Genomic DNA, 20,861 nt, shown 5'->3' on the forward strand with positions numbered 1-20,861 from the left:
ACCCACCTCGGTCAGGCACTGCCCTCAGTCTCTCACGACCCACCACCAGTCTTGGGCTGGTTCCCCGCGCCCTCTCCCGGTAATAGACACTCAACTGCCGATACCAAACGGAGCCCACGAATGTATTTCGTTACCCTACTTTGCAACCCAACCAATCCCTCTCTGGATCCGGCACTTGTCGATTCACTGCGCAATGCATGGGGCGGCGGAGATGCAGCGTGGCTCTCCCCGGATGAGGCAGCCGAGTTCCCACTGGACACCTTGCCCGACAACCAGTGGGAGGTCTGGGCCGACTTGCAAAACATGGGCATTGATCTGGTCATCCAACTGGCCGAGGGTCGCCGCAAGAAGATGCTGCTGGCCGACATGGACAGCACCATGATCCAGCAGGAATGCATTGACGAATTGGCCGAAGAGGCCGGCGTCGGCGCGCGGGTCAAAAACATCACCGCCCGCGCTATGAATGGCGAGCTGGATTTCAACGGCGCCCTGACCGAACGGGTCGGCCTGCTCAAAGACCTGCCCGAAGCCGTCATTGCCAAGGTGCTGGACGAACGCATCACTCTGATGCCCGGTGGCCCTGCCCTGCTGGCAACGATGAAAGCTGACGGCGCCTATGCCGCGCTGGTTTCGGGCGGATTCACAGCCTTTACAGCCAAGGTCGCGGCGGAACTGGGTTTTGACGAAAACCGCGCCAATACCCTGCTGGTCGAGGACGGCAAGCTGACCGGGAAGCCATCGCTTCCGATTCTGGGTCGCGAGGCCAAAGTCGAGGCACTGGAACAGATCACCGCCAAGCTGGGCATTTCCGAAACCGACGTCATGGCAGTAGGCGACGGAGCCAATGATCTGGGTATGCTGAAACGCGCCGGGGCCGGTGTTGCCCTGCACGCCAAACCATCGGTCGCGGCCGAATGTGACATCCGCATCAACCACGGCGACCTGACTGCCCTGCTGTATGTGCAGGGCTACAGCCACGACGAATTCAAAGGTTAAAGACTATGCTCGAAGTGGGTTTTGAGACCCTGCTGCTATTGCTGGCAGCGGGATTTGTCGCCGGGTTCATGGACGCCGTCGCCGGCGGTGGTGGACTAATAACAGTGCCGATATTGCTCTTGACCGGAGCAAACCCGATTACGGCACTGGCAACCAACAAAATTCAGGGGCTGTTCGGTGCCGGAACCGCTGCCCTTGCCTATGCACGTGGCGGTCACGTTAACCTGCGAGAGCAGGCTCCATCAGCCCTAATCGCCTTTGCGGCCTCTATCGCTGGTGCCTTGCTGGTCACGGTTTTGCCAACTGGGTGGATCAGAATGATCCTGCCATTCCTGCTGATCGGGATCGCGGTATTCTTTGCCACCAAAAAGGGCCTTGGCGATCTTGACCGCCACCGCCGCATGACACCGCTAGTCTTTGCGGCAACGATGGTCCCCCTGTGCGGCGCCTATGACGGGCTGTTGGGGCCGGGTGCTGGCAGCTTCTACATGCTCGCCTTTGTGACGATGGCTGGCTACGGCATTCTAAAGGCGACCGCGCACACCAAGCTGTTGAACTTTGCTTCTAATGCCGGCGCCCTGCTGGCCTTTTCACTGGTCGCGACCCCTTGGTGGTTTACTGGCATTGCTATGGGCATTGCCCAAATCGGCGGTGCAGCCCTGGGTGCCAAAGTTGCGCAGAACAAAGGCGCGCGGATCATCAAGCCACTGCTGGTGGTTACCTCGGTCTCGCTGGCGCTAAAACTGCTGTGGGATATGATCTGATCCTCGAGGGCACCCATTTTGTCGGGTGCCCTCATTTTTAACGCTTGCACTAATTAACAATTAGGTTAATCATCAATCTATGACACCGCTATTAAAATCATTTTCAGCACTGTCTGATGAAACCCGTATGTCGATTGTGGAACAGCTGATGGACCACGGCGAATTGCCGGCAGGCGATCTGGTACGTGGCTCGGGCATCACAGCACCAGCCATTTCACGGCATTTAAAAGTCCTGCGCGAGGCTGGCCTGATCCAGCAACGTGCCGAGGGTACAAAGCGGCTGTATTCCGCCCGCCCCGAGGGACTGCAACTAATTGCAACATGGACCAAATCAAAGCGCGAGTTCTGGGAAAGCAGTCTGGACCGGCTCGAAGCTGCGATGATGGAGGACGATACATGACCGACCTAAGGTTGGAACGCGACTTTTCAGTCACCCCAGATCGATTGTTTAAGTGGATTAGTACACCGGAAAAATTGCTGAAATGGTGGGGGCCCGAAGGCATGGATGTGCCTGTGCACGAACTAGATTTCAGCCGCACAGGTCCATGGTTTTCGATCATGCGAAACGGCGAAGGCCAGCAGTTCAAGGTCTCAGGTCATGTGACCCACGTGGACGCGCCAACATCCGTTGGTTTCACATGGGGTTGGCATGATGAAAACGATCAGCGCGATAGTGAAAGCCATGTGACCTTTACCGTGGTTGCCAATGATTCTGGCGCACGACTGGTCATTGATCACCGCGAGCTGGGTGACGACGACATCAGCGCCCGCCATGAACAGGGCTGGACCTCGTCGCTGCGCAAGTTGGCAGCAAATATCACCTAACGACAAAGTACTTTTTCTAAACCCAATTCAGCAAAGGAACTTCGACATGGCTCAATTCATTTTCGCCTACCACGGCGGCAAGAAACCCGACACACCCGAAGAAGGCGCCAAGGTCATGGATGCCTGGAAAAGCTGGATGGGGTCGATGGGTGACGCCCTGATCGTTCCGGGTGCCCCTGTGGGGATGTCCAAAACAGTGAGCGCGGATGGCATTGCCGACGATGGCGGTTCTAACCCGCTGTCTGGGTATACTGTTGTCGAAGCTGCCGATATCGCAGCGGCCACAGAAATGGCCAAGGGCTGCCCGATGGTGACCGAAGCCAGCGGTTCAGTCGAAGTGGCTGAAATACTGGAAATGTAGTTCGCCACAAACTGCACAAGCCGCGCCTTTCCCAAGGTCAGGCGCGGCCCGGCCTATCGGCCGGGCCAAACAGAATTAAAACAACAGCTCAGCCGCTGGCCGCACAACACCGGCTTCGATGCCACGTCGGCTCAGGATAGGCGTGTTCATATACTTCAGTGTTTCCGGGTGGTTGGCATCCAAGACCCCCAATGACACCAGGATTGCCGCAATCGCGCATTCACTGGCACGGGTCGCACCATCGGTGATCTTCAATGCAACGCCCAAACGCTTTTCTGGAATGATGGCAATGAACACCGCCTCAGCCCCAGTCTTAATCGCGACCTTGCCTCCCATGGCACGCATCAGATTGGTACAAGCACGGGTTTCACCGGCCACCAGATCAGGGTGCGAGGTCATTGCGGCAACCAATTGCAGGGCCGCTCCGGAAGAACGGTCAGACCGATCTGCCGCCGAAGCAAACCAAGCCATCGAACGGGCCAGACCCGTTACCGTGGTAGCAAAGTTCGGCGCTGAACAGCCATCGATACCGTAACAAGGGCTATCCTGCCCTGTGGTTTCCTCAAACGCGGACAGGCAGGCCTGCTGCACCGGGTGGTCGACCTCAACATACTCAGGACCAGCCCCCATATGCTGCGCTAAGGTCAGGAAACCGGCGTGTTTACCGGAGCAGTTATTGTGAACCTGGCATGGGCTGGTGTCTGTCTTGATCAACCCGTTACGTGCCGGGATATCGCTGGGCAATTGCGGGCCACAGCGAAAATCACTGTCGGTCAAACCCAGTTGCGACAGCCACGCGTTCACCCGGCTTGTGTGGATCTCGGCACCATTATGCGAGGCACAGGCCAAGGCTAGCTGCCCACTTGTCAGGCCAAACTTTTCAGCTGCACCAGATGTGATCAGAGGCAACGCCTGGATCATCTTGGCCGAGCTACGCGGGTAGATCACCGCATCGGGATCACCCCAACTGCGGACCACCTGACCACTGTCGTCACAGACAACAGCATGCCCTAGGTGAAGGCTCTCAAGTAACTGGCCGCGCCAGATTTCGGCCATCGGAACCGGTTTTGTCATGATATTAGACCTTTTTCTTGGCGATTTCCTGCCAATCGCACTTTCACCAGTGGTGCTAATGACGTTAGTATGCTTGTGTCAACATGCGAGGGACACAGACCTAGACAGTGGCTAACACTGCAGGCACCCTGGCGTTATTGAGGTTATGACAGTCTTGGAGTCGGGACAAATGGCATCGAAATTTGCCCATGCAGTTATAAGCCTGTGCCTAGCAGGCATGGCCGCCACTACTGCATATGCACAACAATCCCAAAGCACCAACCGCGTTGCCGCCAACGTGGACTGGAGTGTTTTTCAGGGGAATGACCCCGTTGAATGCTGGGGCGTTTCCGCCCCAAAAGAGTCGGTCAACACGCGCGATGGCCGCGTTGTCGCCGTACGTCGCAGCGAAATTCAGCTGTTTGTTTTCTTCCGTCCTGACGGCGGTGCCAATGGCCAGCTGACCTTTACCGGTGGCTATCCATTTGCTCCGGGATCCACAGTAAACATGAAAGTCGGCGAGTCCGAATTTGAACTGTTCACCGAAGGCGAGTGGGCCTGGCCTGCAACCGCAGCTGACGACACCAAAATCATCACCGCGATGAAGCGTGGAGCAAAAGCGATTTTGACCGCCCGATCAGCCCGCGGCACCCAAACGCAAGACACCTTCTCTCTGCTGGGCTTTACCGCAGCTATCGAAGACGCCGACAAGCGCTGCACCAAGTAAACCACTGAACATGACATTGATAAGTTCCGGCATCGCAAGGTTCCGGAACTTTGTTTTTTCTACAAAGCCGGTTTCACTCTCGCGTTCTCAAATCGGCGCGATGGTAACGATATCGCCCGAAATCTTTTGATCTTGGCGCAAACTCCTATATAGAGCCGCATCTGCCCTAATAGCACCGAGTCCCTGCCATGACCGTCGACGCACCGATCACCCAAGACGTAGTTACCATTCCCCGCAAGCTGCCCGAGGGCGGTAAGATCAATCTTGTCGGCCAGACTCGTGAACAACTGCGAGAGACGTTGATCCAGCTGGGCACCAAAGAAAAGCAGGCCAAGATGCGGGTTGGTCAGATCTGGCAGTGGATCTACCAGTGGGGCAAACGCGACTTTGCCGACATGACTAACCTGTCCAAGGCGCTGCGGGCAGATCTTGCCGAACACTGCGTCATCGAAATCCCCGAGATGATTACCAAGCAGGTATCCGAAGACGGCACCCGCAAGTATCTGGTGCGTATCGCCGGCGGTCACGAGGTAGAGGTGGTCTATATCCCCGAAACCGACCGCGGCACTCTCTGCATCTCCTCTCAGGTTGGCTGCACCCTGACTTGTTCGTTCTGCCACACCGGCACCCAGAAACTGGTGCGCAACCTGACCTCGGCAGAAATCATCGGCCAAGTGATGATGGCACGCGACGATCTGGACGAATGGCCTGTGCCCGGCACACGGTCAGATGATCGTACCCGGCTGCTGTCGAACATCGTCCTGATGGGTATGGGCGAACCGCTGTACAACTTTGAAAACGTCCGTGACGCGATGAAGATCGCAATGGATCCAGAAGGTATCCAGCTCAGCCGTCGCCGCATCACCCTGTCCACCTCTGGTATCGTTCCCGAGATCATTCGCACGGCGGATGAGATCGGCTGCCTGTTGGCGGTGTCGTTCCACGCCACCACCGACGAGGTGCGCGACAAGCTGGTGCCGATCAACAAAAAGTGGAACATTGAGGCCCTACTCGAGGCGCTGCGCGCTTACCCGCGTCTGTCAAATTCCGAACGCATCACTTTTGAGTATGTGATGCTGGATCGTGTGAACGACAGCAAAGAAGATGCGCACCGTCTGGTCAAGCTGATCAAAGGCATCCCGGCCAAGATCAACCTGATCCCGTTCAACGAATGGCCCGGTGCGCCATACAAGCGTAGCTCGAACAACCGCATCCACACCTTTGCCGACATCATCCACGATGCCGGCTATGCCTCGCCCATTCGTCGCCCCCGTGGCGAAGACATCATGGCGGCCTGTGGTCAATTGAAGTCGGCCACCGAACGCTCCCGTAAAAGCCGCAAGCAGATTGAGGCCGAGGCTGGGATTTCGTCCTAGAACTAAGCACTCTCTTAATTGCTGAACAGGTTTTCACCCTTGTTTCGCCCGGCGGCAACGCCGGGCAGCGCCTGACCTTTCCCCCGGGAAGGCGCTTTGCACCTCCCCAAGGTCGGGCGATCCCCTCAGTTTTGCAAGATGAGTGCGGAGCGATAGCGCTCTGCCATCTTAAACACTTCCTTCACACTCAAGGCGGCCCGCCTTATTTGCCTCAAACTTTCCTCAATTCCGGTAAATTTCCGCCACTCTGAACAATCAGTTTCCAACCTGAGAACAATCAAAAATAGGAGAACTGAAAATGGCACAGGCAGATATCGGCGGCAGCATGATCGAAGACGGCGTACTGGCCCTAGTACGTGACGAAAAAGCAAAAGCACTGAGCGCACGTGAGTGGAAATTCCGCCTCAAAGGCTATGGCTATGCAATCAAAGATGTGAGCGGCGCACAGGTGCTGACCAGCTTGACCCAAGGTGTTGAACTGGGTGTTCTGCCAGCAGACATGGCCTGATACCAACACAGACCTTTGATTGCAGAATAGATTTGGGGCGGATTATTTCTCCCGCCCGGGAAGATTGTCGCGCGGCGGTGCGGGCTCCCAGTTATCAATGAGCTCCATCGCCTCTTGCGCAGTATCAACAAAGCGGAACAGATCCAGATCCTGATCCGAAATTGTGCCAGCATCCGCCAGCGCGTCCCAATTGATCACCTTTTCCCAGAACTCCTTGCCAAACAGCAGGAACGGCACCCGTTCCATACGGCCGGTCTGGATCAGCGTCAGGCTTTCAAACAGCTCGTCCATGGTGCCAAAGCCACCGGGGAACACACAGATCGCCCGCGCCCGCATCAGGAAATGCATCTTGCGGATGGCAAAATAGTGAAAGTTGAAGCTCAGGTCAGGCGTCACAAATTCATTCGGCGCCTGTTCATGCGGCAGCACAATGCTCAATCCAATGGATGCGCCTCCAGCATCCAACGCCCCACGATTACCAGCCTCCATCACACCGGGACCGCCCCCAGTCACAATGACGTTCTCGCGTCCGCCAGTTTCAATCGATTTCTCGGTCATCAACTTGGCGAACTCGCGCGCCTCGTCATAAAATTCGGACAGATCCGCCAGCGTCTGGGTCCGCGCCTGATCCTTTTTCACCGGATCGGGAATACGCGCACCACCAAACATCACGATCGTGCTTTCAATGCCGCGCTCGTCCAACAACATCTGTGGCTTCAGCAGCTCCAGTTGCAGCCGGACCGGACGCAGCTCATCGCGGCACAGAAAATCCTCATCCGCAAAGGCCAGCCGATACGCCGGAGAATCGCTTTGCGGGGTCGAGGGCACATGTTCAGCCTGATCCCGATCGGAATGGGCATCGCGAAAACGGCTATGGCGGTCGTCTTTCATAATGGGATCCTGCTTGCTTGTTTTCTTTCAGCCTATAAGGTCAACCGCCGCAACACTAGGCAAAGGCACGTAAGATGGGTTGGAAAAGTGACATTAAGACGGCCGCTGAACGGATAAACGGCCACATCCAGATCACGCCTACGCTGCAGGTCCAGGGATTTGGCCTGAACTACCCGATTGAGCTGAAACTAGAGCACATGCAGCACACCGGTAGTTTCAAGGCACGCGGTGCGTTTAACACGCTACTTAGCCAAGATGTGCCCGCTGCCGGGTTGGTGGCGGCCTCTGGTGGCAACCACGGGGCAGCAGTGGGATATGCGGCGCACAAACTAGGGCATCGCGCACGGATCTACGTTCCGGAAATGGCCGGCCCTGCCAAAATTGCACTGATCAATAACTCGGGCGCTGACCTGCAAGTGGTCCCCGGCGCATATTCCAATGCGCTTGAGCTGGCCCAACAATACGAAGCCGAAACCGGCGCCATGCAGGTGCACGCCTATGACGCCCACGCCACGGTCGCAGGGCAAGGCACCTGTTTTGCCGAGTGGCAAGAACAGGGCTTGCAAGCCGACACCTTACTTATTGCCGTCGGCGGCGGTGGGTTGATCTCGGGCGCACTGGCCTGGTTTGACGGAAGCAAGAAGATTGTCGCCATTGAACCTGAAACATCCTGCGCCCTGAACGCCGCCCTTCAAGACCAGCACCCTGTCGATGTCGAGGTTTCAGGCGTTGCAGCAAACGCGCTAGGCGCCAAACGCATCGGCAACATCTGTTTCGATCTGGCCAAGTCGCAAAACACCACCTCTATCACTGTTACTGACACTGCGATCACCTCGGCCCAAAAAGCCCTGTGGATGCAGCACCGAATTCTAGTCGAGCCCGCAGGGGCAACCGCATTAGCTGCCCTGATGTCAGGAGCTTACCAACCAGCCGAGGGTGAACGAATCGCGGTCCTGATTTGTGGCGGAAATATAGCCCCCGATCCCTTAGGATAGCGCTTGCAGGCAGCTGGTTAGAATTTTATCTATAATCTATGACAGCCAGAATTGCCGATTTCATCTACCACAACCTTAGCGAGCGCATCGTCGCGGGCGACCTACCTGCCGGAGAAAAACTGCGTCAGGACCATATCGCACGTGAGTTTGAAACCAGCCACGTGCCGGTACGCGAAGCCCTACTGCGGCTAGAGGCACACGGCTTGGCACAGTCGATTCCCAGGCGTGGAACACGGGTCACCGCGCAGGACCCTGACGAGATCCACGAAGTCATCGAAATGCGTATCTCGCTTGAGATCCTCGCACTCACCCATGCAGTCGCAAACCTAACCCAGCAAGACCTGGACGCGGCCGAGACAGCCCGTATTGCCTGTGATGATGCTGATGACATGGTGACTTGGGAAAAGCTAAATCGCAGGTTTCATCGGGTAATTTTAACCCCCTGTGCAATGCCCAGACTACTCTCCGCGATTGACGATCTTCACATTGCCTCTGCCCGTCATTTATTCGCCAATTGGCAGCACCGATGGAGCCGCCGCACAGACAAAGATCACGCAGCAGTTGTCCAAGCCATGGTCCGCCGCGACGCCGCAACCGCCTGCGAAATTCTCCGCCGTCACCTTCGACGCGTGCGATAAGGTTTTTCGTTGCCTTAATTATGACAATACCGTTAGTGATTGTAACTGCATGTCATTTTGAGGCGACTAACGGTGTATTACTTTAACTTCACGGTCACGGAATTTTTCGACTCTCACCCAGAAGGTGAGCGAACGCTAATCGACTCCCTCAATAAAGGTCTAACTCAGGCAGGTTTCATCTGCAATTTTCTGCCTCAAACGAACAACTCCACTCAACTTTGTGTTGTGAAGAACGGAACCACCTACCATATTGGCCAGCAGATCGAGAGAAAGACCTCGCCCAGCAAGGTTCTTATCGCTGTAAAGCACAATAGAAGCCCCGTTGATAAACTGCTGGGCCGCAACAAGCTTGCACCACAGAACTACATAGAGAAAACGCTTCGCGACATACTCAAATCATTGCCCGACGTGTCCGACTTGCAGGAATCGCAGAGTTTCGAGGAAATTAAGGTCGATAACGGTACATTCGCCTAAATCCGTCGATGACCTGACCAAAAATTGCCGCTATGAAAGCCCGAACCATTTTGTTTTCGGAGCTTACAACATGTCCAACGCCCAGCTGGAAACCGCGATCGAGGCCGCCTGGGAGGCGCGCGACACCATCTCACCCGCCACCAAGGGTGAGCAACGCGACGCGATTGAGGCCACACTGAATGCCCTCGACAGCGGCAAACTACGCGTTGCTGAAAAACTGGACAGCGGCGACTGGCATGTGAACCAGTGGGCCAAAAAGGCCGTACTTCTAGGCTTCCGCATCAAAGACATGGAACTTCAATCCGGCGGCCCGCAGGGCTCCAGCTGGTGGGATAAAGTCGACAGCAAATTTTCTGACTGGGGAGAAGCCGAATACAAAGCCGCTGGCTTTCGTTCGGTACCCAATGCCATCGTTCGCAAATCCGCCTTTGTTGCCCCCGGCGTGGTGCTGATGCCATCCTTTGTAAACCTCGGCGCCTATGTGGACGAAGGCACCATGGTCGACACCTGGGCCACCGTTGGCTCTTGTGCACAGATCGGTAAAAACGTGCACCTGTCCGGCGGCGTTGGCATCGGCGGCGTACTGGAGCCTATGCAGGCAGGCCCAACTATTATCGAGGACAATTGCTTCATCGGTGCGCGCTCCGAAGTCGTCGAAGGCTGCATCATACGCGAAGGCGCGGTTCTTGGCATGGGCGTTTACATCGGCCAGTCGACCAAGATCGTCGACCGCGATACAGGCGAAGTCATGTACGGCGAAGTGCCACCCTATTCAGTTGTCGTGTCAGGATCCATGCCATCCAAGAACGGCGTCAGCCTGTACTGCGCGGTGATTGTGAAGCGTGTTGACGCCAAGACCCGTTCCAAAACAGGAATCAACGAGCTTCTGCGCGACTAACATCTCGCGAAGCCTGAATACAAAAAACGCGCCTCTAGAGGCGCGTTTTCTTTTGGTAGATTAGCTTCTTGCCAGCTTACAGGATGCCCGGCAGGTTCAAACCGTGCTCCCGGGCACAGTCCTTGGCAATGTCGTACCCTGCATCTGCATGACGCATGACACCGGTAGCCGGATCATTCCACAGCACGCGACCAACGCGGCGGTCGGCGTCCTCGGAACCATCGCAACAAATCACCACACCTGAGTGCTGAGAAAAGCCCATTCCAACACCACCGCCATGGTGCAGCGACACCCAAGTCGCGCCTGAAGCAGTATTCAATAGCGCGTTGAGCAGCGGCCAGTCAGACACAGCGTCCGACCCATCTTTCATCGCCTCGGTTTCACGGTTGGGTGAGGCAACCGAGCCAGAATCAAGGTGGTCACGACCAATCACGACCGGCGCGGATAGTTCGCCGTTACGAACCATTTCGTTGAATGCGAGACCAGCCTTGTGGCGATCACCCAGACCAATCCAGCAAATCCGCGCTGGCAGACCTTGGAAGGCAATGCGCTCTTGCGCCATGTCCAGCCAGCGGTGCAGGTCTTTATTGTCTGGGAACAGCTCTTTCATCTTGGCGTCGGTCTTGCGGATATCCTCGGGATCGCCTGACAGCGCCGCCCAGCGGAAGGGGCCAATGCCACGACAGAACAGCGGGCGGATATAGGCCGGCACAAAACCAGGGAAGTCGAATGCGTTCCCCAGCCCTTCCTCCAGTGCCATCTGGCGGATGTTATTGCCGTAGTCCACCGTGGGCACACCCATGGCGTGGAACTGGCACATTGCTTCAACCTGCACCTTCATGGATGCACGGGCGGCTTTTTCCACAGCTTTAGGGTCTTTTTCGCGCATGTCCTTCCACTGGGCCATGGTCCAGTTTTGCGGCAGATAGCCATTCACCGGATCATGGGCCGAGGTTTGGTCGGTCACGATATCGGGGCGGATATCACCCGCTTCGGCACGGCGCTGCAGTTCGGGGAAAATGTCCGCAGCGTTGCCCAGCAGGCCAACCGATTTAGCCTCACCCGCAGCGGTCCAACGCTCGATCATCTCCAGTGCTTCGTCCAGGGTTTCAGCCTTTTCATCCAAGTATTTGGTGCGCAGGCGAAAATCGATACTGTCGGGGTTACACTCAACGGCCAGACAGCAGGCCCCGGCAAACACAGCCGCCAAAGGTTGCGCGCCTCCCATGCCGCCCAGACCACCGGTCAGAATCCATTTGCCAGTCAGATCACCGCCGTAGTGCTGGCGCCCGGCTTCGGCAAAGGTTTCATAGGTGCCCTGAACAATGCCCTGTGTTCCGATATAGATCCACGAGCCAGCGGTCATCTGTCCGTACATCATCAGGCCCTTTTTATCGAGCTCGTTAAAGTGATCCCAATTGGCCCAGTGCGGCACCAGATTCGAGTTGGCAATCAAGACACGTGGCGCATCCTTGTGGGTCTGGAACACGCCAACCGGCTTGCCCGACTGCACCATCAAGGTTTCGTCTTCTTCCAGATTGCGCAGGCTTTCGACAATCATGTCAAAGTCTTGCCAGGTCCGAGCGGCGCGGCCAATGCCACCGTACACCACCAGCTCATGCGGGTTTTCGGCCACGTCTGGGTGCAGGTTGTTCATCAGCATCCGCAGCGGCGCTTCGGTCAGCCAGGACTTGGCGGTGATCTCGGTACCGGTGGGTGGATAGATGTCGCGGGTGTTCTTGCGGGGATCGCTCATGCTGCGGGCCTCCATGTCTGAAGATCAGTCAAAATTCGGGTGAGATGGGCGCGCAAAGCCTCTGCGCGCTCGGGTTGATAGGTCCACGGGGCGCTTTCCTGACAGTACGTCGCCTGCGCCAGTTCCATCTGGATCGCATGCAGGCCATCAGCCGGGCGGCCATAATGACGGGTGGTCCAGCCGCCCTTGAAGCGGCCATTCAGGACCGAGGTATAGCCTTCGGCAGCCGAGCAATGGGCTACTGTCATCGCCTCGATTCCCGGATCACAAGTTGCACCAAGGTTGGTGCCCACGTTGAAATCTGGAAGGCGGCCATCGAACAGGAATGGAATGTCACCGCGGATCGAGTGGCTATCATAAAGGATCGCAAAGCCATGGATTGCCTTTACCCGTTCCAGCTCAGCCATCAGCGCAGCGTGGTAAGGCGCGTGATAGGAATCACGGCGGCGGATGATTTCAGCCTCGTCCGGTTCAGCGCCATCACGATAGATCCCCTGCCCGTCAAAGTCCGTGAGCGGGCACAGGGTGGTGGTGTTCTGACCGGGATAGAGGCTCACCCCTGCCGGGTCGCGGTTTACGTCGATCACATAGCGGTGGATCGGCGTGCGGACCGTGGTGACGTCCTCAACCACGCCATCATACAGGGTATGAATATGCCAATCGGTATCAGCCAGCGCACGACCGGTTTCGTTCAGGGTCTCCCAAACCTCGGGGGGAACATCGGTACCGGTGTGGGGCAGACCCAGCACCAGTGGGCTATTGCCCTGTGTGACTTCGATCATTTCGCCACCTCTAGCCCGGCGGCCGTGGCCACCTGCCCGTCGCGCACCATCTGGCTGGCGATTTCGATCTCGGGTGCCAAATAACGATCCTCGCCTAGCGTTGGCACCTGGCCCCGCAGCATGGCGATCACGTCTTGCAGCTTGGTCGAGGTTGCCAATGGCGCACGGGCCTCAACCCCCTGCGCCGAGCACAGCATCTCGACCCCCAGAATCACCGACAGGTTTGCGTTCATCTTGGTCAGGCGCAGCGCACCATGCGCGGCCATGGACACGTGGTCCTCTTGGTTGGCGGATGTCGGCGTGCTGTCGGTCACACAGGGGTTGGCAAGGTGCTTGTTCTCGCTCATCAATGCGGCGGTTGTGACTTCGGCAATCATAAAGCCCGAGTTCAGGCCGGGATCAGGCGTCAGGAACGGCGGCAGATCATAGCTAAGCGTTGGGTCCACCATCAGCGCCACGCGGCGTTGGGCAATGGCACCAATCTCGGCCACAGCCAGCGCGATCTGATCGGCGGCAAAGCCAACGTATTCGGCGTGGAAGTTGCCGCCTGATACGATACGGCCTTCGTTCACCAGAACCAGCGGATTGTCGGTGACAGCGTTGGCCTCGATTTCCAGTGTTTTGGCGGCCATGCGTAGCACGTCCAGCGCCGCGCCAACCACCTGTGGCTGACAGCGGATGCAGTATGGATCCTGCACACGAGTGTCGTCTTCGCGATGACTTTCGCGAATTTCCGACCCTTCCATGATACCCCGCATTTCACGTGCCACGTCGATCTGCCCAGCGTGACCGCGCAGGGAGTGAATGTCAGCCAGCAACGGCGCGGTTGATCCCATGATGGCGTCAGTTGTCAGCGAGGCAATCACCATCGAGGCCTCGGCCATGCGCCAGGCGTCAAACAGGCCAGCCAGCGCACAGGCGGTGGAAAACTGGGTGCCGTTGATCAGGCCCAGACCCTCTTTAGGGCCCAGCACAATCGGCTCTAACCTGGCCTTTTTCAACGCCTCGGCGCTGGACATGCGCCGGCCATCAAATGTGGCCTCTCCCGCGCCAATCATTGCGGCGGCCATATGGGCCAGCGGGGCCAGATCACCCGATGCGCCAACCGAGCCCTGCGATGGAATCACCGGGATCACGCCATGGGCCAGCATCTGCTGGATCTGGTCGATCACCAGCCAACGCACGCCCGATGCCCCACGCCCCAGCGACAGCAGTTTCAGCGTCATCATCAGGCGGGTTTTGTCTTCAGGCAGGGCCTCGCCCACGCCACAGCAATGCGACAGGATCAAGTTGCGCTGCAGGGTGGCGGTGTCTTTGGGGGCGATCTTTTTGCTGGCGAGTTTGCCAAAGCCAGTGTTGATCCCATATACAGCCTCGTCCCCAGCAGCAGCTTGGGCGACCATTTCGGCGGCGGCCTCGACACCCGGGCGGGCGCTGTCATCCAGCTGCGCCGGGGTCAGGTTTCGAAAGACATCGTTGAGCGTGGCCAAAGTCACCGCGCCGGGAAGAAGTGAGATCATAGTTCACCTTGATAGATACGTGAGTGAAGCGGGTTGAAGCCGATGCGATAGGCCAGTTCACCCGGAGATTTTACATTCCAAACCGCCAGATCCGCGCGCATGCCGGGGGCGATTTGGCCCACATCGGTCAGGCCCAGCGCCTGTGCAGCGTTACGGGTGACGCCGACCAATGCTTCCTCGGGTGTCATGCGGAACAGGGTGCAGCCCATGTTCATCGTCAACAATAACGAGGTCATGGGCGAAGAGCCGGGATTGCAGTCGGTGGCCAGCGCCATGGGTACGCCGTGCTTGCGGAAATGCTCAATCGGCGGGGCCTGGACCTCGCGGATGGTGTAAAAAGCGCCGGGCAGGATAACAGCAACCGAGCCTGACTGGGCCATGGCCTTGGCGTCGTCTTCGGTGGCGTATTCCACGTGATCCACGGACAGCGCGCCGTATTTCGCAGCCAGCAATGTGCCTCCCTGATGGCTCAGCTGTTCGGCGTGGAGTTTGACCGGGATGCCCAGCTCCTGCGCCACCTTGAACACCCGTTCGATCTGATCGGGCATAAAGGCGATGCCTTCGCAGAAGCCATCCACCGCATCCACCAGCCCCTCGGCATGGGCGGCGTGCAGGGTTGGGTTGCAGACTTCTTCAATATAGGCGTCATCCCTGCCCTTGTACTCGGCTGGGGTGGCATGGGCGCCCAGGAAAGTGGTCTTGATCTGAACAGGGCGCAGCTCGCCCAGTCGACGGGCGGCGCGCAGCATGTTCAGCTCGGTTTCACGGTCCAGCCCGTAGCCTGATTTCACCTCAACCACTGTGGTGCCCTCGGCAATCAGCGCATCAAGACGTGGCAGCGCCGTGGCAACCAGTTCATCTAGCGAGGCGGCGCGGGTGGCCGAAACGGTTGAGACAATGCCACCGCCCGCACGGGCGACTTCCTCATAGGACGCACCGTTCAGACGCATCTCAAACTCCATCGCGCGATCACCGCCAAACACCACATGGGTGTGGCAGTCGATCAGCGCCGGGGTGACAAGACGACCGTCCAGATCGCGGGCTTCCCACTTGGCATAACTCGCGGGCAGATCTGATTCTGGCCCAACCCACTGAATAGTGCCGTCCAACACCACCACAGCACCTGCCGTGATCAGACCATAGGGGCCTGATTCGGGGATCATGGTGGCCAATTTGGCGTTTTTCAGAACGTAGTTAGATGTTTGCGTCATTGCACCCTCGCAAATCTCTTGATGCGGGAAAGGTATGGGATTAAAGTTATTATGTCTATACATAAGAGGGTCAGATGCAGACAATATTCGCCAAGCGCGCCTATACCCATTCCGGCTGGGTCCACGATCTGCGGCTGAGCCATGACGGCGGGCGGATTACCGCGCTGTCAGCCAATGCAGCGGCTGAGGCCGGGGATGTTCTGGTCGATACCCTGCTGCCCTCGCTAGGCAATCTGCACTCGCACGGTTTCCAACGCGCCATGGCCGGGATGACCGAGGTGCGCGCGGCGGGACGGGACAGTTTCTGGACCTGGCGCACGCTGATGTATCAGTTTGTCGATCACATCACCCCAGAGCAGTATCAAGCCATTGCTGCGCTGGTGTTTATGGAGATGCAAGAGGCGGGATATGCATCCGTGGGGGAGTTCCACTATGTCCACCACCAGCCCGGCGGACAGCGCTATGATGCGGTCAGCGAGCTGAGCCAGCGGGTGTTTGCCGCCGCTGCAGAAACCGGGATTGGCCTGACCCATCTGCCGGTGTTGTATAGCTATGGCGGCGCTGGTCGAACTGAACTGAATGGCGGGCAATTGCGGTTTGGAAATTCGGTGGATCAGTTCAGCGAACTGGTTGCGCAGGCGCGCGAGGTTGCGGCAAGCACCCTGCCCCAAGACGCCAAGGTTGGCATCGCCCCCCACAGCCTGCGCGCCACCTGCCCCGAGGATCTGGATAAGGTGTTGGGTATTCAGGCGGGCAATCCGGTGCATATCCACATCTCGGAACAGCCCAAAGAAGTCGCCGATGTTCAGGCCTGGCTGGGTGCCCGTCCTGTCGAGTGGTTGCTGCAGAACGCACCGGTAGATCAAAACTGGTGCCTGATCCACGCCACCCACATGACCAGCAACGAGACCCGCGACATGGCCAAGTCTGGCGCTATTGCCGGCCTCTGCCCGATTACCGAGGCGAACTTGGGCGATGGGCCATTCAACGGCGTTGAGTATCTGGCCCATGGTGGGTCCTTTGGGATTGGGTCGGATTCCAACGTTCGGATCTCGCTGCCCGAGGAACTGCGAACACTGGAGTATTCGCAGCGACTGCGCGACCTGAGCCGCAATGTGATTATTCCCGGCGAAGGGCCAGTTGGCGAGGCGCTGTATCTGGGCGCAGCCAAGGGTGGCGCACAGGCACTGGGTCGCGATGCGGGGCGGATCGAGGTTGGTGCGTTGGCTGATTTGGTAGCGATTGACAGCGATGTTCCAGCCCTATGCGCATTGCGTGATGATCAGATTCTGGACGGGCTGTGCTTTACCGCTGGGGATGAAACGGTTACTGACCTGTGGTCAGCTGGGCGTCATCAGGTTCAGGATGGACAGCACGTTGCGCGGGACAGCATCGTGGCGAACTACAAAGAGGCAGTCAGCAGCTTGCTGTCGGCGCTCTAGATCGGTGTAAATTGGATCACGAGAACCACCCCGTCATCGGACAATACACCGGTGGCGGGGGCATCTAGAACCAGTCCTTGCTGCACCCCAAATACGCCTTGTGACCCCATGTCCAACTGGCCTGCTAGGACAAACAAAACCTTCTCTCCGCCCTCCAGCCCTATCGATTCCCCTTCAACAATACTGGCCTGCGCCTGAGTGAGTTGCGGATTAAAGATCACGTTGAAAGCCTGACACGGACCGTCGGTCAATGTTGCGTTCAGTATCAGGCCACCATCGAATTCAACGGGTTTAAGCGGTTTCGCCACGTATTCACTGTTGGTTCCACTCAGTTTCAAGCCGTGTCCTGTTGCAATCGTGTGAATACGCGATAAACCCGGGAAGGTCGAAAATGCACCATCTTGAGCAATGTCGGCAAAGCTGAGCCGCCAGACCATTTGCCCCTGTTCGGATCGCTGAGCTAACTCTCGCGTTGTGCCGCGGCCATTTTTCCATGGTGCCGGAGCAATTTCATCCACCGAGAAGCGCATCGAGTTTCCTTTGCAATCACAATTTAATGCAGACATAATGCAATTAAGTCTGAGCTAATACTAGCCGTGGAGCACCCCGTGTCAGAGCAAAAAAGAACCGGCTTCCAAGAAGTCCGCGACGAGGTGTTGCAACGGATCGAGGATAGGGTCTGGCCGCAGGGGGCGTTGCTGCCAACCGAGCTGGAGCTGGCGGCCGAGTTTGGCTGTGCTCGCGCCACGGTGAACCGGGCACTACGAGAGCTGGCCGAGCGTGGCATCATAGATCGCAAACGCAAAAGTGGTACTCGGGTTGCCGTGACACCGGTAAAGCAAGCCAAGCTGGACATCGCGGTGATGCGCAAGCAGGTCGAAGAGATGAACGCCACCTATCGCTATGCGCTGGTCAAACGGCAGCAGATCACCGCGCCGGCCTGGTTATCGTCACAGTTGAGTTTGCCAGCCGACGCGCAGGTTTTGCATCTGCATTGCATGCATTATGCCGACAACCGGCCGCTTCAGTTTGAGGAACGCTGGATAAACATTGCGGCGGTGCCCGAGGTGGTTGAGGCCGATTTTGAAAGCGTTGGTCCAAACGAATGGCTGCTGGCAGAGGTGCCATTTTCCAATGCCGAGATTGCGTTTTCCGCCGTGGCAGCCAGTGATCAGCTGGCGGAATTCCTGACCTGCACGACAAACACGCCGCTGTTCCAGATGGAGCGCACCACCTGGTTTCAACAGCAACCTGTGACCTTTGTCAGGATGACATTCCATCCCGGATACCGGATGAGCACGCGCTATTGACTCGGCGCCGATGAAAGCGCCGTCGAAGCCTTTACCCAGTCGGAATAACCCTATGATTTGCTGCCACTTGGCAGTTTGTATTACTAGCGGTGGTACCACCAAAAACGGCAGCGGACGGGGACTTTATCCCCCGTGCGTAAGTGCACTTCGATAGCGCCCCCGTTCCACCGAGAGCCCTGAACCTGTGCAGGGATTGTCAGTCCCGGCGGTAATCGCGATTGCCGAGTAAACTAACAGGGAAGTTCGAAAATCGGGTGAACCTACCGTACGCTACCCACGCAACACCCCGAACTTAGGACTTCAACACCAGTTTGCTTTCGTGGGATTTCAGGCTTGGGCGCGCTGATGGTCCATAGTTTTGCCAATCGTCCATAAGGTCCAGAACTTCCGCGCGGGTTTCTGGATCAAAGGCATCAAGAGTTTCGGCTCCGGGATGATAGCTTTCGCTTTCGAGCCCATTGCCGCTGACGATTTCATGCTGGTCGAACAACAGATGGACATAAGTCACAAGTTCACCATCTGCCTGCACACGGATGGAGTGATCGTTGACCAGATGCTTGGCCTTGATCAGCACTTCGGATTGACCAAAAAGCAGCTCAGCCCGTTCAGATGTGATCAGAACACGGTGGTTTGGCGACAGTGCGATGCGGGTATGGTCGCCCAGCGCGCCGGGTGCAAATACAACTGGTGCATTTCCCCCCGTGGCACGACGTTGACTGCGCCCAATCCAGCGGAGCGGCTGTGGTCCATGGTCACGAGTTTCAACCATAATCCCCCGTTCCAGATCCTCTACTGCAACGGGCCCTGAAATAGTGTCGATCAAAGTGCCAGCCACAAAGCAAGGGACGGTGCTGACCTCAACAAAGCCGACATCGGTGTTTCCCAGGTCATCTTCGACGGTATAGGAAAACGTGTTTGTTTCTTCCTCATCGTTGTCGAGTGTAAACGTTCCATCGGCATTCAGAGTCACATATTCACCGGTCGCCAGCGTCACGGTGTCGCCGGCTGTGACGGGTTGACCGTTGATATGAGTGACCGTCAAGGTAGAGCCTTCGGCATGGATATCATTGCCCAAAACATCAAGGTTTGCCGAACCTTGACCATCGATCGTCACTACGTCATCCGTCGCAACCAGCGCGGTCTGCACCGAGTCACCAGCGATCAACAAGTTGGAATCGTATATGGCATCACCTGCATCGGCGATGCCGATCTTGATGGTATTTTCCTCGCCCGGGATCACAGTTGCCTTGAGTGTCAGCGTGACGGTGAACCCGTCCATTTCGGTATTATAGTTATCGTCCGTGTCCGCGTTATCGACATAGAGGTTCTGGTTTGAACCGTCGTTGATGTTGTCGATCGAAATGTCGCCTTCGCCAACTGTCAATTCAGCCTGCACGCCGTTGACCCAGACACCAACAACATCGTTGAAACCCTTATCTACGTATTCCAGATACTCCTCGGACGAGAAGGTGATCTGCATCGTCAGGGTTGATCCGTCGGGCACAAAAGTCGCCTCGAACACTGCGGCGTCATAGGTTTGCTGGCCTGCAAGCGCGGTGAGATCGCTATCGCCACTGGTGCCATGCTCGGTTGTGGTGGACGCCGAGGTATTCACGTCACCGCTGCTGTTGGTGATGTCCGCGGCCTGTCCGGTGGAGAGGATCACCCCGGTATCAGATGGGGTTAGCTCCGGTGCTGTTTGGTCACCGTCGGTGTAGATGCCGGAAGCAGTGGAACTACCGCTATAGCTGGCGCTGACAATGGTAATGCCATTGCCGAACATGGCATTTGCCATGTCTGTTGCTGTGGCAGAGGTATCAATAGGCAGTTCTGAAGCTATAGTCACAACGCGTTCCTAGTTTAGACTTTTGTGTCAGCTAGCCCCTAGGACTTTCAAAAAGGATAATTTTTACGGTGCCTTTACGAGATTCATTCCGGCCATTTGGTTGACCCTTGCCCTGAAGCGGGGGTATGGCAGCGATATGGAAAAGAAGAAAACATCCCGCCAGCAGGTTTACACTCTTGTCGTCCAGATCGGCCGCAAAGAGGGTGATGGCCTGCCCAAAGGTGCCACCGGCGCTGCGTTGATGATTTTTGCCTCGGGCATTGATGAGGCCGAAGCCGTGCGCGAGACAGTGGCGATCCTAAAGCAGGCAGACACTGCGCCGCTGGATGTCACTGGATACGGCACATTGGCCGATCGCGAAGCCGAAGGTCACGAAATCGAGGCCGAAGAACGTGGTCTAATGCAACGTGCGCTGGAAGAAAACTCGGTGATTGTAGCCCAGATGACGCCGTTCTTTGGCGATGAAGAACCCACAGTTCACTAAGCGC

The 20,861-nt window shown here is 57.2% G+C and carries 23 protein-coding genes; 15 read left to right on the top strand and 8 right to left on the bottom strand.

Annotation, left to right across the window (positions count from 1 at the left end; genetic code table 11):
* Window positions 1-120: 120 nt before the first annotated feature.
* The 5 genes from serB (at window position 121) to DL239_RS05430 (ending at window position 2,946) form a co-directional block, all read left to right on the top strand.
* A complete protein-coding gene (serB, locus tag DL239_RS05410) occupies window positions 121-996 on the top strand; it encodes a phosphoserine phosphatase SerB (RefSeq protein ID WP_167682974.1) in 876 nt (291 codons plus the stop codon).
* Window positions 997-1,001: 5 nt separating this feature from the next.
* Window positions 1,002-1,760: a TSUP family transporter gene (locus DL239_RS05415; RefSeq protein ID WP_167682975.1), complete on the top strand. Its 759-nt coding sequence runs from the start codon at window positions 1,002-1,004 to the stop codon at window positions 1,758-1,760.
* A 79-nt stretch (window positions 1,761-1,839) separates the two neighbouring features.
* Entirely contained in the window at window positions 1,840-2,160 is a 321-nt protein-coding gene (locus tag DL239_RS05420) for an ArsR/SmtB family transcription factor (protein WP_167682976.1), read from the top strand.
* The gene (locus tag DL239_RS05425) at window positions 2,157-2,585 is read left to right on the top strand and encodes an SRPBCC family protein (protein ID WP_167682977.1); all 429 of its coding nucleotides are present in this window, start codon (window positions 2,157-2,159) and stop codon (window positions 2,583-2,585) included. Before DL239_RS05420 ends, DL239_RS05425 begins: the two co-directional genes overlap by 4 nt.
* Before the next feature lie 46 nt (window positions 2,586-2,631).
* A complete protein-coding gene (locus DL239_RS05430) occupies window positions 2,632-2,946 on the top strand; it encodes a YciI family protein (protein WP_167682978.1) in 315 nt (104 codons plus the stop codon).
* Between the two features lie 75 nt (window positions 2,947-3,021).
* Here DL239_RS05430 and DL239_RS05435 read toward each other — a convergent pair whose 3' ends face one another.
* On the bottom strand, window positions 3,022-4,020 hold the full coding sequence (locus DL239_RS05435; RefSeq protein WP_167682979.1) for an asparaginase: 999 nt from the start codon (window positions 4,018-4,020) through the stop codon (window positions 3,022-3,024).
* A 169-nt stretch (window positions 4,021-4,189) separates the two neighbouring features.
* On the opposite strand from DL239_RS05435, the gene DL239_RS05440 reads away from it, so the two are divergent.
* The 3 genes from DL239_RS05440 (at window position 4,190) to DL239_RS05450 (ending at window position 6,610) form a co-directional block, all read left to right on the top strand.
* Window positions 4,190-4,726: an invasion associated locus B family protein gene (locus tag DL239_RS05440; RefSeq protein WP_167682980.1), complete on the top strand. Its 537-nt coding sequence runs from the start codon at window positions 4,190-4,192 to the stop codon at window positions 4,724-4,726.
* Window positions 4,727-4,914: 188 nt separating this feature from the next.
* On the top strand, window positions 4,915-6,102 hold the full coding sequence (gene rlmN, locus DL239_RS05445) for a dual-specificity RNA methyltransferase RlmN (RefSeq protein WP_167682981.1): 1,188 nt from the start codon (window positions 4,915-4,917) through the stop codon (window positions 6,100-6,102).
* A gap of 298 nt (window positions 6,103-6,400) precedes the next feature.
* Window positions 6,401-6,610, top strand: a complete 210-nt coding sequence (locus DL239_RS05450; RefSeq protein WP_167682982.1) for a hypothetical protein — start codon at window positions 6,401-6,403, stop codon at window positions 6,608-6,610.
* 42 nt (window positions 6,611-6,652) lie between these two features.
* Here the strand turns inward: DL239_RS05450 and DL239_RS05455 are convergent, their stop codons facing one another.
* On the bottom strand, window positions 6,653-7,501 hold the full coding sequence (locus DL239_RS05455; protein ID WP_167682983.1) for an LOG family protein: 849 nt from the start codon (window positions 7,499-7,501) through the stop codon (window positions 6,653-6,655).
* A gap of 74 nt (window positions 7,502-7,575) precedes the next feature.
* On the opposite strand from DL239_RS05455, the gene DL239_RS05460 reads away from it, so the two are divergent.
* From DL239_RS05460 to dapD, 4 genes are all read left to right on the top strand, one after another.
* Window positions 7,576-8,496: a threonine/serine dehydratase gene (locus DL239_RS05460; protein ID WP_167682984.1), complete on the top strand. Its 921-nt coding sequence runs from the start codon at window positions 7,576-7,578 to the stop codon at window positions 8,494-8,496.
* Window positions 8,497-8,534: 38 nt separating this feature from the next.
* Window positions 8,535-9,134: a GntR family transcriptional regulator gene (locus DL239_RS05465; RefSeq protein ID WP_167682985.1), complete on the top strand. Its 600-nt coding sequence runs from the start codon at window positions 8,535-8,537 to the stop codon at window positions 9,132-9,134.
* Window positions 9,135-9,206: 72 nt separating this feature from the next.
* The gene (locus DL239_RS05470) at window positions 9,207-9,608 is read left to right on the top strand and encodes a hypothetical protein (RefSeq protein WP_167682986.1); all 402 of its coding nucleotides are present in this window, start codon (window positions 9,207-9,209) and stop codon (window positions 9,606-9,608) included.
* A gap of 70 nt (window positions 9,609-9,678) precedes the next feature.
* Window positions 9,679-10,506: a 2,3,4,5-tetrahydropyridine-2,6-dicarboxylate N-succinyltransferase gene (gene dapD / locus DL239_RS05475; RefSeq protein ID WP_167682987.1), complete on the top strand. Its 828-nt coding sequence runs from the start codon at window positions 9,679-9,681 to the stop codon at window positions 10,504-10,506.
* Between the two features lie 76 nt (window positions 10,507-10,582).
* Here dapD and hutU read toward each other — a convergent pair whose 3' ends face one another.
* The 4 genes from hutU to hutI are packed head-to-tail and all read right to left on the bottom strand — an operon-like array spanning window position 10,583 to window position 15,775.
* Entirely contained in the window at window positions 10,583-12,262 is a 1,680-nt protein-coding gene (hutU, locus tag DL239_RS05480; protein ID WP_167682988.1) for a urocanate hydratase, read from the bottom strand.
* Complete coding sequence (gene hutG, locus DL239_RS05485) at window positions 12,259-13,044, bottom strand: N-formylglutamate deformylase (protein WP_167682989.1); 786 nt, start codon at window positions 13,042-13,044, stop codon at window positions 12,259-12,261. The genes hutU and hutG overlap by 4 nt, the downstream gene beginning before the upstream one ends.
* Window positions 13,041-14,564, bottom strand: coding sequence for a histidine ammonia-lyase (hutH, locus tag DL239_RS05490; RefSeq protein WP_167682990.1), 1,524 nt, complete (start codon window positions 14,562-14,564; stop codon window positions 13,041-13,043). Before hutH ends, hutG begins: the two co-directional genes overlap by 4 nt.
* Complete coding sequence (gene hutI, locus DL239_RS05495) at window positions 14,561-15,775, bottom strand: imidazolonepropionase (RefSeq protein WP_167682991.1); 1,215 nt, start codon at window positions 15,773-15,775, stop codon at window positions 14,561-14,563. Before hutI ends, hutH begins: the two co-directional genes overlap by 4 nt.
* 74 nt (window positions 15,776-15,849) lie before the next feature.
* Here hutI and DL239_RS05500 point away from each other — a divergent pair, with 74 nt between their 5' ends.
* A complete protein-coding gene (locus DL239_RS05500; protein WP_167682992.1) occupies window positions 15,850-17,217 on the top strand; it encodes a formimidoylglutamate deiminase in 1,368 nt (455 codons plus the stop codon).
* Here the strand turns inward: DL239_RS05500 and DL239_RS05505 are convergent.
* Window positions 17,214-17,735 (bottom strand): HutD/Ves family protein, encoded by a 522-nt coding sequence (locus DL239_RS05505; protein WP_369410540.1) that lies wholly within the window; start codon window positions 17,733-17,735, stop codon window positions 17,214-17,216. The two genes, DL239_RS05500 and DL239_RS05505, sit on opposite strands and share 4 nt — an antisense overlap.
* Window positions 17,736-17,825: 90 nt before the next feature.
* Here DL239_RS05505 and hutC point away from each other — a divergent pair, with 90 nt between their 5' ends.
* Window positions 17,826-18,527 (top strand): histidine utilization transcriptional repressor HutC, encoded by a 702-nt coding sequence (hutC, locus tag DL239_RS05510; protein WP_167682994.1) that lies wholly within the window; start codon window positions 17,826-17,828, stop codon window positions 18,525-18,527.
* Window positions 18,528-18,819: 292 nt separating this feature from the next.
* On the opposite strand, the gene DL239_RS05515 is transcribed toward hutC, so the two are convergent.
* On the bottom strand, window positions 18,820-20,373 hold the full coding sequence (locus tag DL239_RS05515; protein ID WP_167682995.1) for a choice-of-anchor L domain-containing protein: 1,554 nt from the start codon (window positions 20,371-20,373) through the stop codon (window positions 18,820-18,822).
* Between the two features lie 136 nt (window positions 20,374-20,509).
* Between DL239_RS05515 and DL239_RS05520 the strand changes: the two genes are divergently transcribed.
* Window positions 20,510-20,857 (top strand): DUF8846 family protein, encoded by a 348-nt coding sequence (locus tag DL239_RS05520; protein WP_167682996.1) that lies wholly within the window; start codon window positions 20,510-20,512, stop codon window positions 20,855-20,857.
* Window positions 20,858-20,861: the final 4 nt, after the last annotated feature.

The organism is Parasedimentitalea denitrificans (assembly GCF_011813015.1).
Taxonomy (GTDB): Bacteria; Pseudomonadota; Alphaproteobacteria; order Rhodobacterales; family Rhodobacteraceae; genus Parasedimentitalea; species Parasedimentitalea denitrificans.